The sequence below is a fragment of the Olivibacter sp. SA151 genome (genome assembly GCF_054130995.1).
On record NZ_CP096391.1, the window covers coordinates 2,424,633 to 2,446,971 of the forward strand.

At 42.4% G+C, this 22,339-nt stretch carries 15 protein-coding genes; 10 read left to right on the forward strand and 5 right to left on the reverse strand.

Translation table 11 applies throughout. The features are described from left to right. Positions 1-21 precede the first annotated feature (21 nt). The gene (locus M1D52_RS09980) at positions 22-1,581 is read left to right on the forward strand and encodes a sulfatase family protein (protein ID WP_437363630.1); all 1,560 of its coding nucleotides are present in this window, start codon (positions 22-24) and stop codon (positions 1,579-1,581) included. A 93-nt stretch (positions 1,582-1,674) separates the two neighbouring features. On the opposite strand, the gene M1D52_RS09985 is transcribed toward M1D52_RS09980, so the two are convergent. The 3 genes from M1D52_RS09985 to M1D52_RS09995 all read right to left on the reverse strand — a co-directional run bounded on the left by M1D52_RS09985 (position 1,675) and on the right by M1D52_RS09995 (position 3,970). Continuing rightward, a complete protein-coding gene (locus M1D52_RS09985; protein ID WP_437392464.1) occupies positions 1,675-2,934 on the reverse strand; it encodes an RNA polymerase sigma factor in 1,260 nt (419 codons plus the stop codon). Further along, the gene (locus M1D52_RS09990) at positions 2,931-3,278 is read right to left on the reverse strand and encodes a YciI family protein (protein WP_013667552.1); all 348 of its coding nucleotides are present in this window, start codon (positions 3,276-3,278) and stop codon (positions 2,931-2,933) included. Before M1D52_RS09990 ends, M1D52_RS09985 begins: the two co-directional genes overlap by 4 nt. Positions 3,279-3,346: 68 nt before the next feature. Next, the gene (locus M1D52_RS09995; protein ID WP_013667551.1) at positions 3,347-3,970 is read right to left on the reverse strand and encodes an FMN-dependent NADH-azoreductase; all 624 of its coding nucleotides are present in this window, start codon (positions 3,968-3,970) and stop codon (positions 3,347-3,349) included. 163 nt (positions 3,971-4,133) lie between these two features. On the opposite strand from M1D52_RS09995, the gene M1D52_RS10000 reads away from it, so the two are divergent. After that, positions 4,134-5,555 carry a sulfatase family protein gene (locus M1D52_RS10000; protein ID WP_437392465.1) on the forward strand — a complete coding sequence of 474 codons (1,422 nt, stop codon included), beginning with the start codon at positions 4,134-4,136 and terminating at the stop codon, positions 5,553-5,555. A gap of 170 nt (positions 5,556-5,725) precedes the next feature. After that, complete coding sequence (locus tag M1D52_RS10005) at positions 5,726-8,080, forward strand: ABC transporter permease (protein WP_437392466.1); 2,355 nt, start codon at positions 5,726-5,728, stop codon at positions 8,078-8,080. Positions 8,081-8,123: 43 nt separating this feature from the next. Here M1D52_RS10005 and M1D52_RS10010 read toward each other — a convergent pair whose 3' ends face one another. Next, positions 8,124-8,603: a SpoIIAA family protein gene (locus tag M1D52_RS10010; protein ID WP_437392467.1), complete on the reverse strand. Its 480-nt coding sequence runs from the start codon at positions 8,601-8,603 to the stop codon at positions 8,124-8,126. Between the two features lie 106 nt (positions 8,604-8,709). Next, positions 8,710-9,090, reverse strand: a complete 381-nt coding sequence (locus M1D52_RS10015) for a YidH family protein (protein WP_377610580.1) — start codon at positions 9,088-9,090, stop codon at positions 8,710-8,712. Positions 9,091-9,276: 186 nt separating this feature from the next. Between M1D52_RS10015 and M1D52_RS10020 the strand changes: the two genes are divergently transcribed. The 7 genes from M1D52_RS10020 (at position 9,277) to M1D52_RS10050 (ending at position 22,331) form a co-directional block, all read left to right on the forward strand. Then, positions 9,277-9,876 carry an RNA polymerase sigma-70 factor gene (locus M1D52_RS10020; protein ID WP_130855333.1) on the forward strand — a complete coding sequence of 200 codons (600 nt, stop codon included), beginning with the start codon at positions 9,277-9,279 and terminating at the stop codon, positions 9,874-9,876. A gap of 80 nt (positions 9,877-9,956) precedes the next feature. Beyond that, positions 9,957-11,141, forward strand: coding sequence for a FecR family protein (locus M1D52_RS10025; protein WP_437392468.1), 1,185 nt, complete (start codon positions 9,957-9,959; stop codon positions 11,139-11,141). A 95-nt stretch (positions 11,142-11,236) separates the two neighbouring features. Beyond that, positions 11,237-14,572 (forward strand): TonB-dependent receptor, encoded by a 3,336-nt coding sequence (locus M1D52_RS10030; RefSeq protein ID WP_437392469.1) that lies wholly within the window; start codon positions 11,237-11,239, stop codon positions 14,570-14,572. A gap of 5 nt (positions 14,573-14,577) precedes the next feature. Continuing rightward, a complete protein-coding gene (locus M1D52_RS10035) occupies positions 14,578-16,059 on the forward strand; it encodes a RagB/SusD family nutrient uptake outer membrane protein (RefSeq protein WP_437392470.1) in 1,482 nt (493 codons plus the stop codon). Between the two features lie 11 nt (positions 16,060-16,070). After that, positions 16,071-18,614, forward strand: coding sequence for a glycoside hydrolase family 38 C-terminal domain-containing protein (locus M1D52_RS10040; RefSeq protein WP_437392471.1), 2,544 nt, complete (start codon positions 16,071-16,073; stop codon positions 18,612-18,614). 4 nt (positions 18,615-18,618) lie between these two features. After that, on the forward strand, positions 18,619-20,001 hold the full coding sequence (locus tag M1D52_RS10045; protein WP_437392472.1) for an SGNH/GDSL hydrolase family protein: 1,383 nt from the start codon (positions 18,619-18,621) through the stop codon (positions 19,999-20,001). 5 nt (positions 20,002-20,006) lie between these two features. After that, positions 20,007-22,331 carry a GH92 family glycosyl hydrolase gene (locus M1D52_RS10050; RefSeq protein ID WP_437392473.1) on the forward strand — a complete coding sequence of 775 codons (2,325 nt, stop codon included), beginning with the start codon at positions 20,007-20,009 and terminating at the stop codon, positions 22,329-22,331. Positions 22,332-22,339: the final 8 nt, after the last annotated feature.

Below are 22,339 nucleotides of genomic sequence, written 5' to 3' on the forward strand. Positions count from 1 at the left end.
CGGTGAACGATAAATAAAATTATGGTGAAAAAAATTAGTATTTGCTTGCTTGCATTCGGAATTGCGCTGGCTAGCTGTAATCAAAATACAAAAAAGTCAGAAGATAAACAGCAAAAACCCAATATTATATTCATTTTTTCCGATGATCACGCTTACCAAGCAATCGGTGCCTATGGTAGTAAATATGCACGCACACCGAATATTGATCGCATTGCAAAGGAAGGGGCTATCTTTAATAATTTCTTAGTAACGAATTCGATCTGCGGACCTAGCAGAGCAAATTTACTGACCGGAAAATACAGTCATGAAAATGGTTACTTGGGCAATGAAGGGAAATTCAATGTAGAGCAACAACTCTTTAGTCGTTTGTTAAAACAAGCAGACTATCAGACCGCTTGGATCGGTAAATGGCACTTAGGGACATTGCCCGGCGATGCCTTTGATTATTGGAATATCTTACCTGGGCAAGGGCATTATTACAACCCCGATTTTATTAACCAAGCGAATGATACTACCCGAATTGAGGGATATGTAACTAATATTATTACAGATCTAGCGACGAACTGGTTGGATAGTCGTGATACAGATAAACCGTTTTTCTTAGTGGTAGGAGAGAAGGCTACCCATCGCGAATGGCTACCGGATCTAGAAGACTTAGGAGCTTACGATGATGTTAATTTTCCCCTGCCGGAAACTTTTTATGATGCTTATGCAGGAAGAAAAGCAGCAGCGGATCAGGATATGACCATCGAAAAAACGATGCGCTTAAAACAAGATCTAAAGGTGAATTTAGATTACGGAGTCAGTAAAAATGGTGTCTATAATCGTTTTACTGATGCACAAAAGGAGCGTTTCAGTACCTACTATAATAAAATATCGGAGGAATTTGACTCAAAGAAGCTAAGTGGGAAGGCCCTCACTGAGTGGAAATACCAACGTTATATAAGAGATTACCTCTCCACTGCGAATGCACTGGATCGTAACATCGGCAAGTTGTTGGCATATTTAGATGAAAAGGGCTTAGCAGAAAACACGATTGTAATCTATGGTTCGGATCAAGGCTTTTATCTGGGAGAACATGGCTGGTTTGATAAACGTTTTATCTATCAAGAGTCACTAAAAACGCCGTTTCTAATTCGGTACCCCGGCGTAGTAAATCCGGGCACTAAGATTGACCAGCATGTATTGAATATCGATTGGGCGCCTACTTTGCTTGAAATTGCGGGTGTAACGGTTCCAAAGGATATTCAGGGCCAGTCCTTTCTTCCCGTGTTGCAGGCCAATGGAAGGGATGTGAGAACTCGAGAGGCGAGCTATTATCATTATTATGAATTTCCGGAGCCTCATCACGTGTCTCCCCATTTTGGCGTTACCACGGAGCGTTACAAATTGGTGCGTTTTTATAAAGGGCAGAATGCTTGGGAATTGTATGACTTGCAAAAAGACCCACAGGAACTTCATAATGTTTACGAAGACGAGGCTTATCAGACGACAATTGAAGAATTGAAAGATAAACTCAAAAAGTTAATCGACGAATATCGGGATAAAGAAGCGGCTACCGTCTTTTCACAGCAAATTTAAGGAGAAGCGTAGGTTTTAACGGCCGGTCTGTCAGGAGGCTGTCCTGAGTGGCTGGCCGTTTCCGATTCATTTCCGGTAGATTTCTTATGATAGTTACTTCGGTGCTCGCAAGATGGGAAGCTTTGCTCTTAGTCGAATTATTTCTTTCATTAGTTGTTCTTTGGCAGCCGGAGATTGCTTTTTATTTATGGCTTTTTGGTAATGCTCGATTGCACGGTCTTTATTAATTGATGCGTAAAGATAACCCAATAGCTCGTGCCATCCCTCATGTTGTGTTAACTTGGTTTTTTCTAATTCTTCGATGGCTTTTTCGTGACCATATACTTTTCCATAAGCAAAAAACCTGTTTAAGGTTCTTGGTGGAGTCGGGGCCAGTTGGAGGAGCTGGTCATAAAGATCAAGAATGTTCTTCCACTTTTCTGTATGCAGGGTGGTGTGCCAGTAAGCAATACTTGCCTCCAGATGATAACTTGACATCTCATTACCACGGCATGCTTCAAGCATATAGTAATGCCCTCTTTCAATCAAGCTGCTGTCCCAACGTTCCCGGTCTTGCTCATCAAAGCGGAGTGGCTCACCATGCTCATCCATTCTGGCATCCAGTCGTGAACTTTGATAGCACATCAAAGCCATCAAGGCATTAGCTTGAGCGGTATTTGTTATTTGATTTTCCAATAATAAGAGGGCCAAGCGAATGGCTTCTGCGCATAAGTCTTTTCTTATGATCTGACTGTTGCTTTTGGAATAATAACCTTCATTATAAAGTAAATACAACACTTTCAGAACCGTTTCAGAACGCGCTTTGATTTCCTGCTCATTCAGTTCGTTAATGCGAAATTTTATTTTTCGTAGGTTATTCCGGGCACGATACAGTCTTTTTTTTATGGTTTCCGTTTTAGTGAGGAAGGCCTGGGCAAGCTCCTCAACACTAAAACCTGAAAGTATCTGCAAAGCAAGGCATATTTGGGATTCGGGAGAATTGTGTGAGTCGCATACCGCAAACATCATGGCTAAAACGCTGTCGGCAATATATTGTCGCTCTATAAGAGAATCACTTGCTATAAACGACTGACTTAGTTCCTTAATCGCGTTACGCTTAGACTGAAAGAGCGTATCTCGTTTAATAAAATCTTTCGCTTTGTTTTTTGCTACGGTATACAACCAAGCCGCCGGATTATCGGGTATTCCGTTTACTCCCCAATATTCAGCGGCTTTTAAAAATGCATCACTAACGATATCTTCAGCTATTTCTAAGTTGACGAGCCCAAAATGACGACATAATACTGCCGTCATTTTCGTATATTCAGATCTAAAAAGATGCGATAATTCGTTTTCTTTTGAAAAATTGCTCACGATTTTTGCTCGTATAGTTGCACGACTTCTCGTATTTCGATGCTACCTCCGACCTTAAAGATCGGATTTGTCTTGGCCAATTCAACAGCCTCCTCGATTGTTTCCGCTCGCACGATGAGATACCCGCTGACAAATTCCTTTATTTCGGTATAGGGACCATCGGTTACAACGTGATCGGCGTGTACCGTTTTTGCTTCAGTGACGGATAAGGTATTTCCTTTATTGACCAGTTTATTTTGAGCGGCTAGCCCGGCTAGCCAAGCCATTCGCTCCTGTAATTGCTCGAGCGACGGTTTTTTGTCTGATTGACTACTCAACCTGAAAAGTAAGGTGAATTCTTTCATGATTTTCGTTATTTCTTGTTACGACGAATGAAATTTCCAAAAGAGGACAAGCGCGCTAACTTTTTGTATTAAAGTTCGGTCTTTTCAACGATATTGCGGGTAATAAAATCGTAATTCGCCTGAAATCCGGCTTCGGCAGTACCTTCTATTCGAAGTGAAGTTATGTCATTGATTCCAATAAAACCTAAAATCGTAAAGAGATAATCTTCAATATAGTTCTTAATGGGATCAGAAGTGCTGTCCGGATAGCGGCCTCCTGTACTAATGGCTAAAAAGGCCTGCTTATCCGGGAATAATCCAATACGCTTACCATCGGGCAGATATCGAAAGGATTCACCCAGCCGAACCAACTGGTCGATCCAAGCTTTTAATGCGGCATGTATAGTGAAGTTATACATCGGTGCGCCTATGACTAAAATATCGGCGCTTTTAACTTCCTGAAGAATTTTGTCGGAATACATAATAGCCTGACGTTCTGCCTCGGATCTGTTGTTCGCTGTGTTAAAAAATGACGACAGATGGGAAACTGTCAAAAACGAAGGCTGATCTTGTAATAAATGGTTTTCCACGACTTCACTTTCCGGATAGGCTGTTAGAAGTCGTTTAATGATAGCGCGCCCCAAACGAATACTTTGCGATTCTGCTCCGCGCGGACTAGAGATTACGTGTAAAATGTTTTTTTTCCGGTGCATACATGATGTTTTTATTATATGCATGACGACCGAACTCAATAAAAGGGGACACTGACAGACCACAGTAAATAATTGAGACAAAACGGCTAAATTTTGATCAACTTATCCTTTGTATGTTTCTTATCTTTGGATAAGCACCGCCAATTAACCATGTTTACGACATATGATGATCATCTTACTACGCACTAACTTTATTTCAGTACGGATTTTAAACGCTCTTTTGCTTTTAGCTTTGCTTGTCGCTTGTTTACAACGCGCGCAAGCGGCCCTTCTTAATAAAGACGAAAAGCCGAATATTATAATAATAATGGCCGATGACCTTGATTCCAAACAATTGAGCTGCTATGGTGGGGTCAATATAAAGACAAAATATATTGACCAACTAGCCTCCGAAGGTATGAAGTTCAATACCCTTGTTGCTTCCGAAGCTATGTGTGTGCCTACTAGAGCTTCACTGTTTACCGGCCTGTATCCCGCCAGACACGGCGCTTATCAAAATCACAAACAAGTTTATCCGGAGCTAAAAAGCATCATCCATTACCTGAATGCGGTTGGTTATCGGGTCGGTCTTGCCGGTAAGGATCACGTTACTAAGCCGGTTTCCATATTTCCATTTGATCGGGTAGGTGGCTTTGAGCCGAATTGTGTGTCTCAAACAGATAATTATACCTTAGATAGCGTGAGGAGCTATATAAAACAAGAAGAACCCTTTTGTCTTTTTGTAATGAGTATTAATCCTCATGCGCCATGGACTGTGGGAGATCCAACGGAATTCGACCCATCAAAATTAAAACTACCGCCTCATTGGGTGGATACAGATTTAACACGTCGGCAATTCTGCAATTATTTGGCAGAAATACGTCGGCTGGATAATCAGGTAGGTGATATCATTAACGTATTAAAGGAAACGGGTAAGGAAGACAATACCATTGTTATTTTTCTTGGCGAACAAGGTCCGCAATTTCCGGGAGGAAAATGGACTCTGTATGACAACGGACAAAAAAGTTCTATGATTGTTAAATGGCCGGGCGAGGTGGATGCGGGTACTAAAACGGATGCGATTGTTCAATATGAAGATATTATGCCAACCTTGCTAGATATAGCGGGCGGTAAGTCTATAAAAGCACTGGACGGATTTAGCTTTAAGCAGGTTTTATTAAACAAGGCAAGCACACATCGTGATTTTGCTTATGGTATTCACAATAACATACCGGAAGGGCCTGCTTATCCTATTAGAAGTATTCGCGATCTTCATTATAAATATATCCGCAATTTATTGCCGGACTCAACCTATTATATTAAATATATGATGAATACCGACAAAGACAATTTGGCATGGACAAGCTGGGTTCGAAAAGCGGAAAATGATAAGTCGGCGGTACCACTTATAGAGCGAATTGCTCATCGTCCGGCAGTGGAGTTATACGACCTAAAAAGGGATCCTTATGAGTTGAATAATTTAGCGGAAAACCCGGAATACCGCAGTCTACTTGAGAAATATGCCAGACAACTGGATAATTGGCTGGCCTCTCAAGGCGATCGTGGGATAGCAATGGATGTGCCTCTGAACAGACACAAACAATAAGATACCCCACGCTTATATGGGGGGTTGGTTTCGTATCTGATACATGTTCGAATCCGCACAATGCTGTACGGATTCGAACAACACCTATAGCGAAAACCGGGAACAGGATGTCTCAAGCGACTTTTTTACCATGGCAGATTTATTGTGCATGACTACGGGGATAAAATCTTATGTTGCGTTACCATATAAACATTGCTTGGCGTAATTTATGGAAACATAAATTATATACATCAATCAATATCGCTGGCTTAGCGATAGGAATCGGTGCTTGTCTGCTTATCTTTTTATTTGTGCATTACGAGTTGACATATGATCAACAAAACTTACATTTTAAACGTATAACACGTATAACAACTACGTTATATACGCCTGAATCTGATTTAGCATTTGCTACTAGCCCATATCCCTTAGCAGATATTATACGGCGTGAATATCCGGAAACAGAGGCCGTCGTACGTCTTGAGTCATCCCCCGCTGTGGTGCCTTATAAGAATGAACTGATTCGGGAAAAAGGTTTTTATGCAGCAGATCAATCGGTGTTCTCAATCTTTACCTTCTCGTTTATTGTCGGTTCGGCACATCATGCGTTGACGGCACCAAATACGTTGATTTTAACGGAAAGCATCGCAAGGAAATACTTTAATAGTCCAGACCAAGCGTTCGGAAATACTCTGCTATGCAATGGAAAACCTCATCGTATTACAGGCGTGATTGCTGATCTGCCAACAAATACGGATCTTCATATCGAAGGATTGCTTTCGGCTAACTTTTCAGACATAAGGATGTGGACTGATCTCGATTTTCCGGTTTATACTTTTGCTCTGTTGAAAAAGGGTACGAACCTGAAGCGCTTCGAATCTAAATTGCAACGAATAGCAACCCAATATGTACAACCGGAACTAAACGGTGTCGGTGCGAATGATTATCGTATTCGTTTCCAAACGGAGCCGCTTGCTTCAGTGCATTTTAGTCAAGGAAAGCTGATGGATACAGTGAAGGGAAATAAGCATTTCAACAATGTCTTTTCCTTATTAGCGCTGCTTATACTCCTTATTGCCCTACTGAATTATGTTAATTTATCAACTGCCGCCGCTATGGAAAGGAACAAGGAAGTAGGGATCAGAAAGGTGGCGGGAGCACGACCTATTCAATTGATCAGACAATTTGTGATCGAGTCGTTCTTGTTGATCGCCACAGCTTGGGTGATTGCCACTATGTTGGTGTCGTTGTTAATTCCGTACTTTAACCACCTATTGGGGACTGCTATCGCTTTTGAATGGCAAGAATATGGTCTTTTTCTACTAGGTGTATTTGTTTTAACTACGTTATTGGCAGCAATTTATCCATCCCTTACGTTAGCACGATATGGGCCCATAGGGATGCTGAAAAAAAGTTTTAAAACAAGTATAAAAGGAATAATCTTCCGTAAAGGAATTGTTATTGTTCAGTTTGCTATGGCTACCGCAATGATTATTGGTACAATAGTGGTTTATCGACAAGTAGAATATGTGACGAATACGGATTTAGGCTTTAATTTAAATCAGATAGTAAGTGTACGTGTTCCAGTCGATTCAATCGAACAAACAAAGGTTAAGGGATTCTATGAATCTTTAAAACAACTACCCGAAGTGGAAGGAGTAACCATGGGGAGTGGTTTACAAGCCGATGACCTGACGATGGCTACAACCTTTGCAAAAAACAACGGCCAACGAAGGGAGTTAATGTCTAATTATTTCTTGATCGATCCTTATTTTGCGCCCTTGCTAAAATTACATTTTGTTGCCGGGAGAAACCTATCTGACAGCTTACACCTGGATCGGGAGCAGGCATTTCTGGTAAATGAAAGTTTTCTGCATGAGATGGGGTGGAAAGAGGCTATTGGTCAACCTTTAGAAGGATTTGGGCATAAAGGAAAAGTAGTGGGTGTTGTGAAAAATTTTTATTATAAATCAATGCATAATCTAGTAGAACCCTTGGTAATGATTTATAATACATTTCCCGCTACTACGATCTCGCTTCGGGTTAATTCTCATAGTTTGTCGAAAGTAAAGGATGCTTGGACTAGTTTTTTTCCAAACAGGAGTTTCGACTATACCTTTTTAGATGAAGCCTATGCAGCGCAATACCGAAAGGACAAAATAACAACCCAATTTTTTAACTATTTTACCTTATTGGCAATCTTTATTTCTTGCCTTGGCTTGTATGCCCTCATCGCGCTGACCATCACTCAAAGGGTGAAGGAATTAGGTGTGCGTAAAGTGCTTGGTGCTTCAACCATGCATATAGTGCGACTTTTATCCAATGATTTCGTTAAATTAATCTGCGTGGCTATTTTAATTGCCTCACCGGTAGCCTGGTGGATGATGAATAGATGGTTAGCTAATTTTGCTTATCGAATGGACATCCCATGGTGGATATTTGTCGTTGCGGGATTGGTGGCGATGATAATTGCGCTATTGACACTGAGTTGGCAAGCGGTTCGAGCATCCTTAGCTAATCCGGTTGAATCTTTACGAGACGATTAGGAAATGCAATAAAGGATCAACTCGTTGCGGTTTATGATAGAACTTATCGTCTAGCGCTTTTCACGGCTCTTTTTATCAGCTTTATGGTGATAATGGTAATTAAAGCAACCAAAGCGATTTTGTCCAGGGATGTCTTGCCGATTGGCCTTTTTTCGCTGTCTTTTGTAGATAACCAGGTAACCGCTGCGCCTACTTCTGCGTGGGAAAAACCCTTGGCGATTCCCGGCATGATATAACTGGCCATATCAGTAAATGTTCGTACGTTCTCCTCATCGGTTACGATGGCCATTTTTTTCCACTTATTGAAGTGTTTGATACCTGCCAACATATCTTGAAGCCAGGCGCTACTATCAAAATTCTGTACCGATGTGTTCAGTACCAGCAAATAATAGATTTCTCCAAAGCTAGCGGCAAGTTTTTGCAAACCTGGATGCAATACCTTTTTTAAATCCTCTCCGCTTACCTCTCCTGATGCTCGAACACCGAAAACATGAGCCGGAAGGTCTTGAATCTTCTCTAACATAAATCTCGTAGCTGTTTCACTAGTTTCTAACAGCCCAGGTGTTAAAATGTTTGTATACAGTTGTATCGATGATGACGTGCGAAAGATTGTGAACCTTTGTTGTGCATTAGCGTACACGCTGCAAGAGATATGCCACCAAGATAATACCAAGGAGTATGATAGCAGTAGTAATTCCCAAAAATATGCCGGACGATGGTCGAAATCTGCCGGCAAGCAATTGCTGTTGAGTACTCTTGAATCGATAGTAGGCAAACAAGGCAAGCAACATACCGCCAATAACCAAAGTAATTCCGATAATAGACGAATAGCCATGATTGGGCAGTTTGGTACCGGTATCCACTACTAAGGCCAATTGTCGAATGAATAGCGAAAATTTAACGACAACAAAGCCTAAACCAATGGTAGCAATACATGTACGTATCCAAGCTAAAAAGGTACGTTCATTGGCTAGATGATCGTTCGGAATAGCTTTTCTGTCTTTTTCCATCTATTAAATGCTTTATTACATAACAGCTTACCGGTCGAGCTGTTTGAAAAGTTGCAAAGTTTAAGGTTTTTTTGCGTTATTCATTAAATAGGGTCAAAAGCTTAATCGGGCAAATAAAGGGTGGTAATAACAAACTCTTGCTAAATCGTTTTTATTTTCTAAATTAGCAACATATAAACCTGGTGAGTGGCATTGATTTCTCTTGATACGGAAACCGACCTATTGGTCAGGGTAGCGAATGGTGATGAAAAAGCCTTCGAGCAGCTATTTTATGCTTATTATGATAAGCTGGGGGCCTTTGTTTATCAGCTCACTTCTTCCGATATCTTAGCCGAAGAAGTGGTTCAAGAAGCTTTTATCGAAGTATGGCTCAGGCGCGAATCGTTAAGGGAGATTTCCTCTTTTAGAGGATATATCTTTATTCTTACAAAAAACAGAATGTTGAATGCGTTGCGTAAAATTGCTAATGAAAAACTTCGGAATGAGATTTGGCAGGGAGGATTGATTCAATATGAGTCTGCTGACGCTGGCGACGATCCGGTAGACCGCTACAAGGCCATACTGGAAGAGGCCATCCAAAAATTGCCGCCACAACAACAGAAAGTGTTTAAAATGAGTAAAATAGAACACCTGAAGCAAGAAGAAATCGCGCGTGTATTGCAACTCTCACCCGAGACAGTAAAAAAACACATGAAATTGGCCCTTAAATTTTTGCGTAACTATTTTGCCGAAGCACGAATCGACCTGCCTTTATTGGTGATATTGTTAAGTCGTTTTTTACGTTAAAAAAAAAATCGACCCATTACCCCTTTTTACTTTTGACTGTGTCTTTAAGATAAATAAACCAATAGGCTAATTGATTGTAAATGGACAGCAGGTTACGCATCTTGTTCGAAAAGTATTTCAATAAACAAGCTTCTCCGGAGGAAGAACGTGAATTGTTCGAGTTGCTCCAAAGGGAAGAGCTACAAAAATCGCTGGAAGCTTTATTGGAAGAGACTTATCTGGATTATGAACAAAAGGAGCGCTTCTTCAACGCCAAGCAAACAAGTCGGATGCTAAAGCGCATCAAACAACAAACGGTTTTAAGCCCCGGGGTTCTATGGTATCGCATCGGGGGATATGCTGCCGCTATTTTAGTGTGCCTAGGCCTCGGGCTATTTGTTTATTCTTATCTATCGAAGTCCATTGACACTTCATCAACAAAAAAGACGGTGGTTAAACGGGATGTCGAGCCTGGGTTTGAAAGGGCCACCATTACACTGCCAGATGGCCGAACGCTTGAGTTGGAGGAGATAGCAAACGGTATATTTGCAGATCGTGAGAGCCGTTTCGTGAAGGAAGGGGAAGGCCGGTTAAATTACAGTGGGCTTGAAAAATCGACTAAAGAGATGGTTTTTCATACCATGCGCGTACCCAAGGGAGGGCAATACCGGTTGGTGCTTGCCGATGGAACGAAGGTATGGCTAAATGCTGCCTCTTCTTTACATTATCCAACGCGTTTTGATGGAAATATCAGGGAAGTCACGGTTAGCGGTGAAGCTTATTTCGAAGTAGCTCGTAATGTGAATAAGCCGTTTTTTGTGAATTGTGAAGGCCAACGTGTTCAAGTGCTCGGAACAGATTTTAACGTACGCGCATATCCGGATGAGACAGCGTTTAAAACGACCTTGCTGGCGGGAAGTATAGCGATAACAACAGTTGGGACGTCCTCAAAAAAAATCCGGTTACAACCGGGTGAGGAGGCTAGTTTAACAGCAAAAGGAAGTATAAAAGTCAACCGTTTGAAGGAGGCAGACTTAGCTATAGCATGGACGAAAGGCTATTTTGCCTTCAATCGAGCTGATCTACCATCTGTTTTACGCGAGCTCTCTAGATGGTATAATGTGGATCTAAAAGTGAAATCAAGTACAACAAAGACATATACAGGTAAAATAGATCGTCAACTTACTTTGTCTGAACTCCTGAATGGCCTGGCCTTATCGGGTATTCCTATTCAGATAGAAGACCAAGAGCATATTATTGAATTACCAAAAGACTTGTTTAAATAAAAGCATATGGAAACAAATGGACCCTGAGGTCGTATAACACAAAAAACCAATGAGTAAATAAATTTAAATTAACAAACCTAACATTATAGACTTATATGATCGCAATTAAAAGTAAGGCGAAAGGGAATACTATTGGCCTTTATTTAGGGAAACAGGCACGAACCTGGTCGTTTTTGGCCAGCTTGTTATTAAGCACCTCGTCGCTTGCCGCTCAAGGTATTAATCTACAGATGCGAAAAGCGCGATTGTCGGAGGTCTTCGCAGCTATTGAAAAGCAATCGGATTATACCTTCTTTTATAATGATCAATTACTGGAGCCAACGCGCATGATAGATCTGAATGTCAGCAACGGCTCTGTAGATGAGGCACTGCGGGCGGCTTTGTCGAATTACGCCTTAACGTATGAAATTAAGGGGAAGACTATCTTTATCAGCGAAAAGCGTATCGAATCAGCCATCAAACCCGAGAAACAGATGGCATTACATGGGAAAGTGCTAGATGAAGCCGGGCAACCTTTGGCTGGTGCTTCTGTACGCGTTAAAGGCTCAAAGACAGGCGCCTTAACAGACAGCAATGGTGCTTTTTCGATTCAGGCACCAAAGGGTGCACTACTCGTTATTTCCTATGTCGGTTATTCGGAAAAGGAAATGCCCGTTACGAATGCTGAAAATTTAACGATAACCTTGACGACCGCCAGCAATAGTTTAGAGCAAATCGTAGTAGTGGGTTACGGTACCTCCCGTAAGGGGAATTTGAGTACGGCGGTCGGTTCTGTAAAAGGGGAGGAATTATTGGAGCGGCCGTCGGCACAGAATCTATTGCAGGGAATGGCCGGAAAGATTGCCGGTGTAAACATCAATCTTAATTCGGGTAAACCGGGAGGCAACCCTGCGATTAAAATCAGGGGAACAGGTTCTATCAATGGCTCTAATACGCCACTTTATGTGATTGATGGCATGGTGGGAGCCGACCCAACTACCATCGATCCGAATATCATCCAGTCGGTGGATGTACTGAAAGACGCCTCGTCGGCAGCTATCTATGGATCACGAGGAGCAAATGGGGTGGTGGTTATTACGACAAAAAATGGAGATCCTAATAGCTCACAAATTGCTTTCGATAACACATTAAGTTTTGCTTCCCTTGCTCGCGAATTGGATCTATTGGATGCGAATGAAAGCTTGGAAATGTTTAAGCGCCAGTATGAGTATGTTCCCGGTCGCATAGCGCCGCACCTGGATCCCAATAATTTTTTTCTACATAAAGATGATTTGTTCAATAGTGATGGAACACCAAAATACAATATAAACTGGCAGCGGGAGGCAACCCGCCTGGCAGTATCGCATCAACACGCATTGACTTTTTCAGGCGGAAAGGACAATATTAAGGTGTTGGCAAATGTGTCTTACCGAAATAATGATGGAATTATGTTAAATAGTTATTATAAGCAATTGAATGGGTTTTTAAACCTCGATTGGGAGGTGAAACCATGGCTGAACATCAAGGCTAATTTGAATGCGGGCGGATATCAAAGTAATAACATAGACAACAATACATTGGGACTCAATGCGCTACGTCAGAGTTTGGAATATCTGCCCTTTTTGCCGGTGACTTACCCCGATGGGACTTATTCGAGAAAAGGTGATTACCCTGGCGCTGAAAACTCGGAAAATCCGGTTAAACTGCTGAATGAGGTGAAGAACGTAACAGGAAGAACACAGTCATTAGGTAATTTAATGGCTACTTTTCGTCTTTCCGACAAATTGGACTTCAATGCCTCGGTAAGTGGGCAACTTTCTTCCAGTTATAATCTTTATTATGGTGGCAGAACTGTATTTGATGTGGCCGAAAACCAGCAGGGCATCGCTGAGAGGGGGCACACGGATTTTGGATCTTGGACAACCGAGCACTACTTTTCTTATACAAATAGTTGGGTTAAACATCATCTAAATGCGGTGGCAGGAGCAAGCTGGTACTATTATGTGACTTCTACGGATCGTGCCGGCGCCGAGGGCTTTTTTGACGATTTTTTCCAATATAATAACTTAGGTACCGGAACTACGCCCCGGATACCCAGTTCAGGAAAGACGGAGAATCAATTGAATTCTTACTTCGCGAGAGCTAATTATAATTTCGACGATCGTTACTTATTTGGCGCGTCCTTCCGCATTGATGGAAGCTCTCGTTTTGGATCCAACAATAAATATGGCTATTTTCCATCCTTTTCAGCGGCCTGGCGCATCTCCCGAGAGTCTTTCTTTAAAAATATGGATAGCCGTATTGACGATCTAAAATTGAGAATCAGTTACGGTATTGTCGGCAATGCGGAGATCGGTGACTATGTAACTTTGAATCGTTATAATAATGGACAAGCGGTTTTCAATAACGCTTATCAATCAGCCGTTACCTTGGCAGGTTTAGGAAATCCGGATTTGCGATGGGAAAAGGCAAAGCAATTGGACATCGGCTTCGATATGAGTTTATTCAATGGTAAAGTGCTCTTGACGGCAGATGTATATGACAAACGCAACGATGATTTACTATACCTTCGAAAACTGCCGGTTACTACCGGGTATACAAATGTCTTTGACAATATAGGAAGTATTCAAAACAGGGGTGTGGAGCTTGGCTTGAATACGGTAAATATCAGAAAAGCAGATTTTAGCTGGACAACCGGTTATAATTTTTCCGTCAATCGTTCAAAAGTAATTGATATTAACAATGATGTAATTTATCCTTGGTTCGGCCGCATTATTGCAGGCGGTCCATTGAACGAGTTCTATGGGTATGAACGATTAGGCGTGTGGGGAACAAGCGAAGCAGAACAGGCAGCACAGTATGGTAAAAAGCCGGGCGATATCAAATACCGCGATACGAACGGGAATGGTGCGAAAGACGCAGACGACCGCATGAATTTAGGGAATGCAATGCCTAAATGGGAAATGAATATGACCAATACCATCAGCTATAAGGGCTTCTCCTTGTTTATAGATTTGCAAGGCGTATATGGTAATCACGTCGTTAGTTTGGCGAAAGCATTGATGGTAAATCCCGGGCCTAATGTGAATAGTTTCAAATCCATTTTAAATGCTTGGACTCCGGAAAATCAAAACACAATGCTCGGCCAGTTACGGGTGAATTCGGACGGTTTTGACAATGAAGCGGGCGATTCCTTTAATGTGGAGGATGCTTCTTTCCTACGGGTACGCAATGTAGGCCTTTCCTACCGTTTTGACAAGAAGTGGCTCCAAAAGATCAAGTTAAATACCTTGGTGCTCGGCGTGAACGTTGAAAATGCCCTTCTATTTACAGGATATACGGGTTATGATCCGGAAGTAACATCATTCGATGCGGCACTTAATCAGGGCGTAGACGTATACCAATATCCCAAACCAAGAACCATTTCTTTTTCGCTTAAAACTAGCTTTTAATCATCATGAACACAATTTTTAGATTAGCCTTAGTGATACTCGTTCTTTTTACCTCTTGCAACAAATTTCTGGAAGAGGAGCCCGCGAGTTTTCTGACCACGGATCAGTATTATAAAACAGAAGATCAAATTCAGGCAGCAGCTAATGGTACTTATGCTGGTCTGAATATGCCGTTTTCAACGGAAATAACGGTGGCTGCCAGTCCCGTATATGCCCTTGAGTATATGACTGGATATAGTAAAAGGCCGCGACCATCGGGAAGCGCCGATGATCAGTTCTTGCTTTTGCAGAATATTGAAAATTCAAATAGCCGTTTTGAAACCTGGTGGAACAGTACTTATATTCCCATAGAGAATTGCAATAGCTTCATTGCCAATGTTATAGAAACAAAGGTAGTGAGTGAAGAAAAGCGAAATCGTTTTTTAGGAGAGGTATATTTTTTGCGCGCCTATTATTATTTTCGAGCGGTACGTTTGTTCGGGAGTATACCTCTTAAAACAGAACCTACTCAAAATCTGAACAACATCCTGATCGGGAAAACCCCAATTGCCGATATTTATAATCAAATTGTAAGTGATTTACAATTTGCAGAAAACGCGGGCCTGCCTTGGACAGATAAAAGTGGTCGTGTAAATCTAGGAGCCGTGAAGGCGCTGTTGGCCGAAGTTTACATGACGATGGCTGGTTATCCCTTACAGAAAGGGCCAACGTATTATCAAATGGCCTATGACAAATGTATGGAAGTAATGAATGCCGGCGAATATAGTTTGTTTACTACCTATGCCGACCTACGGAATCCAGCAAAAAACAATGAAGGGGAGCATCTATTGATGAATCAACGTGATCAACGAAACGCCGGTAGTATCATCCATTTTAACTTTATGCCTTATCCCGAACCCCCTGAACCGGTGTCGGTCATCCCTAATTTTGGTGGTGCCATGGCGCCCACAATGGCGTTCTATCAGTCATTTGCCGAAAATGACTTACGTAAGCAGGAGAAGCAGTTTTTTTATAATGTACGTTATGTGGGCGATGCACCAGGTAAGCAGAATCCTTTTATTTACAAATTCTGGGATGACGCCGCTGAGGAGACGTCCCGCTCAGGTGCTAATTTTCCATTAATGCGTTATGCCGATCTCTTATTGCTTTGTGCGGAGGCAAAAACCATGATAGACGGCGGTTCGACTGGTGATGTGGCGGCTATCGATGCATACTATGCGGTGCGGAAACGCGCTTTCCCGACCTTACAAAAACCAGCCAATATTACCACGGATGAAGTCTTGAAAGAACGTTATTGGGAATTATGTTTTGAATTTCATACTTGGTTTGATATGTTACGGACACGGAAGGCCTTTGACGTGGAAAACGATCGCATCGTTGACCTGATCGGTTTTAAGGCCCCGAACCATGTAAATGCCTTTCGGGAAGCGGACTTGTTTTGGCCAATTCCACTCTCGGAAATTCAGGCGAATCCAAATTTGAAGTAAATACTTGCCAAATGCAGAAAAAAAGATTAAATACAGCTTTTTTAGTGGGCGTATTTTTGTTGAATGGTTTGGTAGTTCAAGCACAGAAAGCCTATTTTGCGGATGGTTATCATGGTGGGAAATGGGGGCATTTTCCACCCAAGTATACCAGCTTTATGGTGAATCAGTTGCTGCAGCATCCGGATTGGAAGCTGAACCTTGAAATAGAACCGGTAACTTGGGATTGGGTAAAAGAAGTGGACCCTGATGGTTATCAGCAATTTGTAGCTTTAATGCAAGATCAATCCAGCTCCGGACGTATGGAGTATGTGAACCCCGCTTATGGACAGGCCTATTTATATAATATATCCGGAGAGAGCATTATTCGGCAATTTACCTACGGAATGGAACTATTGCGTAAACATTTTCCTACAATCCGATTTGATACTTATGCTTCTGAAGAGCCTTGTTTTACAAGTGCGCTACCTCAGATCCTGAAAGGCTTTGGATTTAAATATGCCTCATTGAAAAATCCGAATACTTGTTGGGGTGGCTATACGCGGGCTTATGGTAAAGAAATGCTGCAATGGGTGGGTCCAGACGGTACCGGTATCCCTACCGTTACCCGCTACGCGATAGAAGCTTTAAAGCCGGGCTCCACGTGGGAGACTATAGCAAGTTATAATAGCAAGCGCTTTATTAAAGCAGCCCTAGATGCTGGTATTGAGCATCCGATAGGTATGTGCTTGCAGGACGCGGGTTGGACAAATGGACCTTGGCTTGGCACAAATAAGGGTGATTATCAGCCTACCGAGTATGTCACATGGCGCCATTATTTTCAACAAGTGAGCACAAATCGGATTTTGGAGAACTGGCAACTTTCGCAGGAGGATATTCAGGTTAGTCTCGTTTGGGGCGCACAGGTGTTGCAGCGGATTGCACAACGGGTTCGTAAGGCTGAGCAGCATTTACTGATGGCTGAAAAGTGGGCTGCGATGGACCATCTATGGCGGGGAAAGGAATGGCCGGAGTTTGGCTTTCGGAAGGCTTGGTATCCCTTGCTTTTGGCTCAACATCATGATTGTTGGATTGTTCCTTATAACAAGGTGGATAGCATTGATTGGGCCGGAAAGGTGAAACTGTGGACAGACACAACCATGGAAGTTGCCGATTCGGTGATGTCGCTTGAGGCTAAAGAAAATCTTTCATCGTCGTCATTCATGGTTCGGAACGTACTGCCCTATAGAAGGAGGGGTGTGGTTGATTATCGCTTTGCGAATTCGAAAATTGATACGGGCTTGGTTGTGGTGGATGCTGATGGGCATCAGGTAACGACCCAATGGAGTCGGCGAAAAGAGGCATTACATCTGCTTTTTGAAGTCAATGTTCCCGCCATGGGGGAGGCGCGGTATCAGTTAAAAGAGAAGCAGTATAAGCCTCGCTCTTTTGCTCACTTATCTTGGAGAGGTGACGAATTGTTGGTAGAAACTGACAAACACTTATTATGCTTAAACGCAAATTTAGGTGGAGTTATCCGCAGCCTAAAATTGAAAGATTTAGGTGATAAAGAGTGGGTGGACACTTCTGCCTTTAAAGGACTCAATGAACTGCGCGGCTTTTTTTATGATGAGCAACGCTTTCAATCAAGCACTGAAAACAAGGCCAATATTACCGTTTTGGAGCAGGGCCCCTTGCATTTGAGATTGGCCGTAACGGGAAAAATCGCTAACCATGATTTTTTACAGGAAATCTGCTTAACAAAAGGGGAGCCGCGACTGGATATTCGGTTAAAGATCGATTGGAATGGGCAAGCGCATATCGGACAATTTAACGATGAGGAGCTTCGTTTTGAAAATAGGAGAAAGGCATTCTATAATGATCAATTTAAACTACTGGTACTTTTTCCGACACAACTGGAAGAACAGCGTATAGCAAAGAATGCGCCATTTGATGTGACACAAAGTAGGCTTGATAATACGTTCTTTAGCAGTTGGGATAGTATCAAGAATAATGTTGTGCTCGATTGGGTGGATGTTACCGATCGTCAAGAGCAGTATGGTTTGGCCTTATTTACCGATCATACAACATCTTATGCGCATGGAGAGCGACATCCGCTAGCATTAAATGTACAGTATGTCGGAAAAGGCCTGTGGGGACGTAACTACTACTTGGACGGGCCTACTGAATTAAATTACAGCTTGTTACCTCATCGGGGAAATTGGGAAAAAGCGGACCTTTGGCAGGTAAGTGACGTTTTGGCCAATCCGCTGAAGCTGACCTCAACGCAGCAGATAGTCGAAAAGGAACGTTCTTTACTAGATTTTAGTAAACCGGGATACCAACTAACGGCATTGCGATGGGACGAAGATGATTTACTGTTACGTATCTTCAACGCCGCCGGCGATGAAGGACCATTAAGAATAGATTTAAAACTTCCTATCCATCGTGCGCAATTGGAAGATTTAAATAAAGTGACTATAGAGGAATTGGAGATAAAACGAGACGCTAATGCGGCAAAGTTGGAGATACAAATGCCTCGTTTTGGCTTCCGTACCTTGCGAATTAAAATGAAATAATAAGATGAAAAAGAACTACCTCTTGTGGGCCTTGCTTGTCCTTTTTAAGTTGGGCTATGGCCAGTCTGTCAAACCTTTTAATAATGGTGATCGCGTTGTGTTCGCAGGTAATAGTATTACCGAAGCAGGTCTATACGAAAATTATATTTGGTTGTACTACATCACACATTTTCCTGACATGAAATTACAAGTTTTCAATGCCGGTATAGGCGGGGATGTTGCCGGTCAGATTTATGATCGATTACCGAGAGATATCATGGAAAAGGATCCGTCTGTACTGATTGTGACTTTTGGAATGAATGATAGTAAGTATTTCGAATATCAAGATACAACGAAGACCGCCCAGACGCGCCGAGAAGCGGTAGACACTGCCTACGCCAACTTCCTGAAAATCGAAGAATTTTTGAAAGGGCGTCCCGGAATCCGAAAGATCATTATGTCGTCATCTCCTTATGATGAAACCATGCGGAATGAGAAGAACTATTTTCCTGGCAAAAGTCAGACAATGGAAGAGATTGCCGGTTTTCAACAGGACGTCGCGCGTAAAAATCGATGGGAATACGTGGATTTATTGCATCCAATGTTGGCTATTACCGAGAAGGAACAGGGTGAGAATCCTGCATTTACACTGACCGGACCTGACCGGATTCATCCTGGTAGTGCAGGCCATTTTGTGATGGCTTATCTTTTTCTTAAAGAACAGGGATTAGCCGGTAAAGCCGTAGCAGACGTTTCTATTGATGTTCCTTCAAGAAAGGTTGAAAAAAGTGATAATGCGAAAATTAAATCGCTGAAGGTGGAGCCGTCCGTTATAAGGTTCGACTATTTATCGAACGCACTTCCTTATCCTATTGACACCTTGCCCAGGGTATGGGAAAACAGTCAGATACAAAGAGATGCTTTGAGCGTTATTCCGTTTACCGAAGAATTTAATCAGGAACGTTTGATGGTGAAAGGATTAAAGGCAGGCAACTATGCCTTAAAAATCGATGGAGAATGGATTGGAGCTTTTAGCGCTACTGAATGGGCGAAAGGAATTAACTTAGCGGAAATAACCCATACTCCGCAATATAAACAGGCGCTCGAACTAATGGAGTTGAATCGGAAGCATCGTGAGTTGGAAGCTAAACTCAGAAACTATTATTGGGTAAACTATAATTTCCTGAAGGGAAAAAATCTGTTGTTTGATGATTCAGAGAGAGCACGTGATACGATTATGAAACATCAAGAGGATAATGTCTGGCTAAAAATAAAGACGGCGGATTATGAACAGATCCGAGTGCCTAATACGCGCAGACAATTGGAGAAAGAAATGCAATTTCTACGCGAGGAGATCTACCGGAAAAATAAACCGAAGGAGCATCAGGTTACGATATCAGCAATATAAATAAGATGAAGAAGTTTTTGAATATAGGATTAGCAGTTTCTTTTTTGATATCACTTGCAGGACAATCATGTATGTCCGCAAAAAGCAAAAAGCAAAAAGATCCGGTCGATTATGTCAATCCTTTTATTGGCGCTAGCACCAGCGTGGGGGCGGCAGGTGTTTATCACGGGCTTGGTAAAACAATCCCCGGCGCCACCACGCCTTTCGGAATGGTTCAATTAAGTCCTAATACGATTACCGGAGGTGATAACGGCTCAGGCTATAGTTACGAGCACAAAACAATCGAAGGATTTGCTTTTACACAAATGAGCGGTATTGGCTGGTACGGCGATCTCGGTAATTTTCTGGTCACGCCTACTGTCGGACCTTTAAAAACCTTTGTAGGAATAGAGGGTAAGAAGGATGGTTATAGAAGCGCTTATGATAAGGAATCAGAAAAAGCGTCTGCAGGTTATTATAGTGTTGAATTAACGGATCATCATATTAAAGCGGAGATAACGGCGGCGCCTCATAGTGGTATCTTGCGTTTTACTTTTCCTAAAAGCAAGGACGCACGCATTCAGATCGACTTGGCGAGACGGGTTGGTGGAACCTCTACGGCTCAATATGTACGTGTCCGGGATAATCATAGCATTTCGGGCTGGATGCGCTGCACACCGGATGGCGGTGGTTGGGGCAATGGAGATGGACAAGCTGATTATACGGTGTATTTTTATGCCGAATTTAGTAAACCATTGAAAAATGTCGGCGTATGGAAAGCACGGATTCCGGATACCGCCAAAAGAAAAAGAGAAAATATAGAGGCTGACTATTACCAACAGTGGATTGCTGACGCGGAAGTAGTCGTTAACACAAGACAGGCTGAAGGAAAGCATATCGGCTTTTATACCACTTTTGCTACGGAAGACCAGGAGCAGGTATTCATGAAAGCCGGTATTTCTTTCGTCGATGAGGCTGGCGCTGAGCAAAACCTAAGAACTGAAATTAAGGACTGGGATTTTGATAAAGTGCATCAATCTGCTCGCCAAAGCTGGTCTGAAGCACTGAAAAAGATTCTAGTGGAGGGAGGTACAGAGGAGGAAAAATCAGTGTTTTATACCGCTTTGTATCGGACGATGCTAGACCCACGTAGCTTGCAGGATGTGGATGGGCGCTTTCCCGGAGGTGATGGAAAAATCCATCACGCGAGTAACGGGCACGTGCGTAGAACGATCTTTAGCGGTTGGGATGTATTCAGAAGTCAAATGCCTTTACAAACCATCATTAATCCGGAAGTAGTGGGCGACTTGATACACTCGCTCACCGATCTGGCAAAGGAGAAGAACAAAAACTATTTTGAACGATGGGAATTGCTAAATGCCTATTCAGGTTGCATGATCGGTAATCCCGCGGTGAATGTGTTAGCAGAAGCTTATGCGAAAGGAATCCGCAACTACGATGTCGAAGCGGCTTATCAGTTGGCTGTTGGTTCCTTGGAAAAATTCGGAAATGGACCAAAGCACTACACGCCTGGTAACCAAGGGATATCGGTGACGCTGGAATATGCTTATAATGATTGGTGTCTCGCAAAACTAGCGGAACAACTTGGCAAGCAACAAGAAGCGGATCAATATTTAAAGCGGTCATTGGCTTACCAAAACTTATTCGATAGAGAGAAAGCTTGGTTCCGGCCAAAGGACGACGCAGGAAATTGGTTGCCATGGCCAGCGAACGGAAGGGAAGAGCATTGGTATGGTACGATTGAATGTAATCCCTATCAGCAGGGATGGTTCGTTCCGCATGATGTAAACGGCTTAGCCGATTTAATGGGAGGTAAGGAGCGCATGTTAGCCGATTTAACCTCCTTTTTTGATCGAACGCCGGCAGATTTTAGCTGGAACGATTTTTACAACCATGCCAATGAACCGGTCCATCATGTTCCCTTTCTATTCAATAAATTGGGTAAACCTGAGCTGACGCAAAAATGGACGCGACAAATATGTGAACAAGCTTATCATAATGCCGTTGAAAGAGGATTGGTGGGAAATGAAGATGTCGGTCAAATGTCTGCATGGTATGTATTGGCAGCCAGTGGTATCCATCCGATTGCAGCGGCAGATGGAACTTATGAGATCACGAGCCCTGTATTCAATCGTATCCGTATCCGTGTTGGAAGTAAGCAGGGAAAAGACATCTATTTTACTATTAGTGCCCCGAACAACTCTCCTCAAAATCGTTATATCCGTGCTATTCGTTTAAACGGAAATGTTTATCCGCATTATAACCTTCGACACCGGGATATCATGAAAGGTGGTGAACTAGTCTTTGAAATGGCGGATAAACCTACCTAAACCTTCTA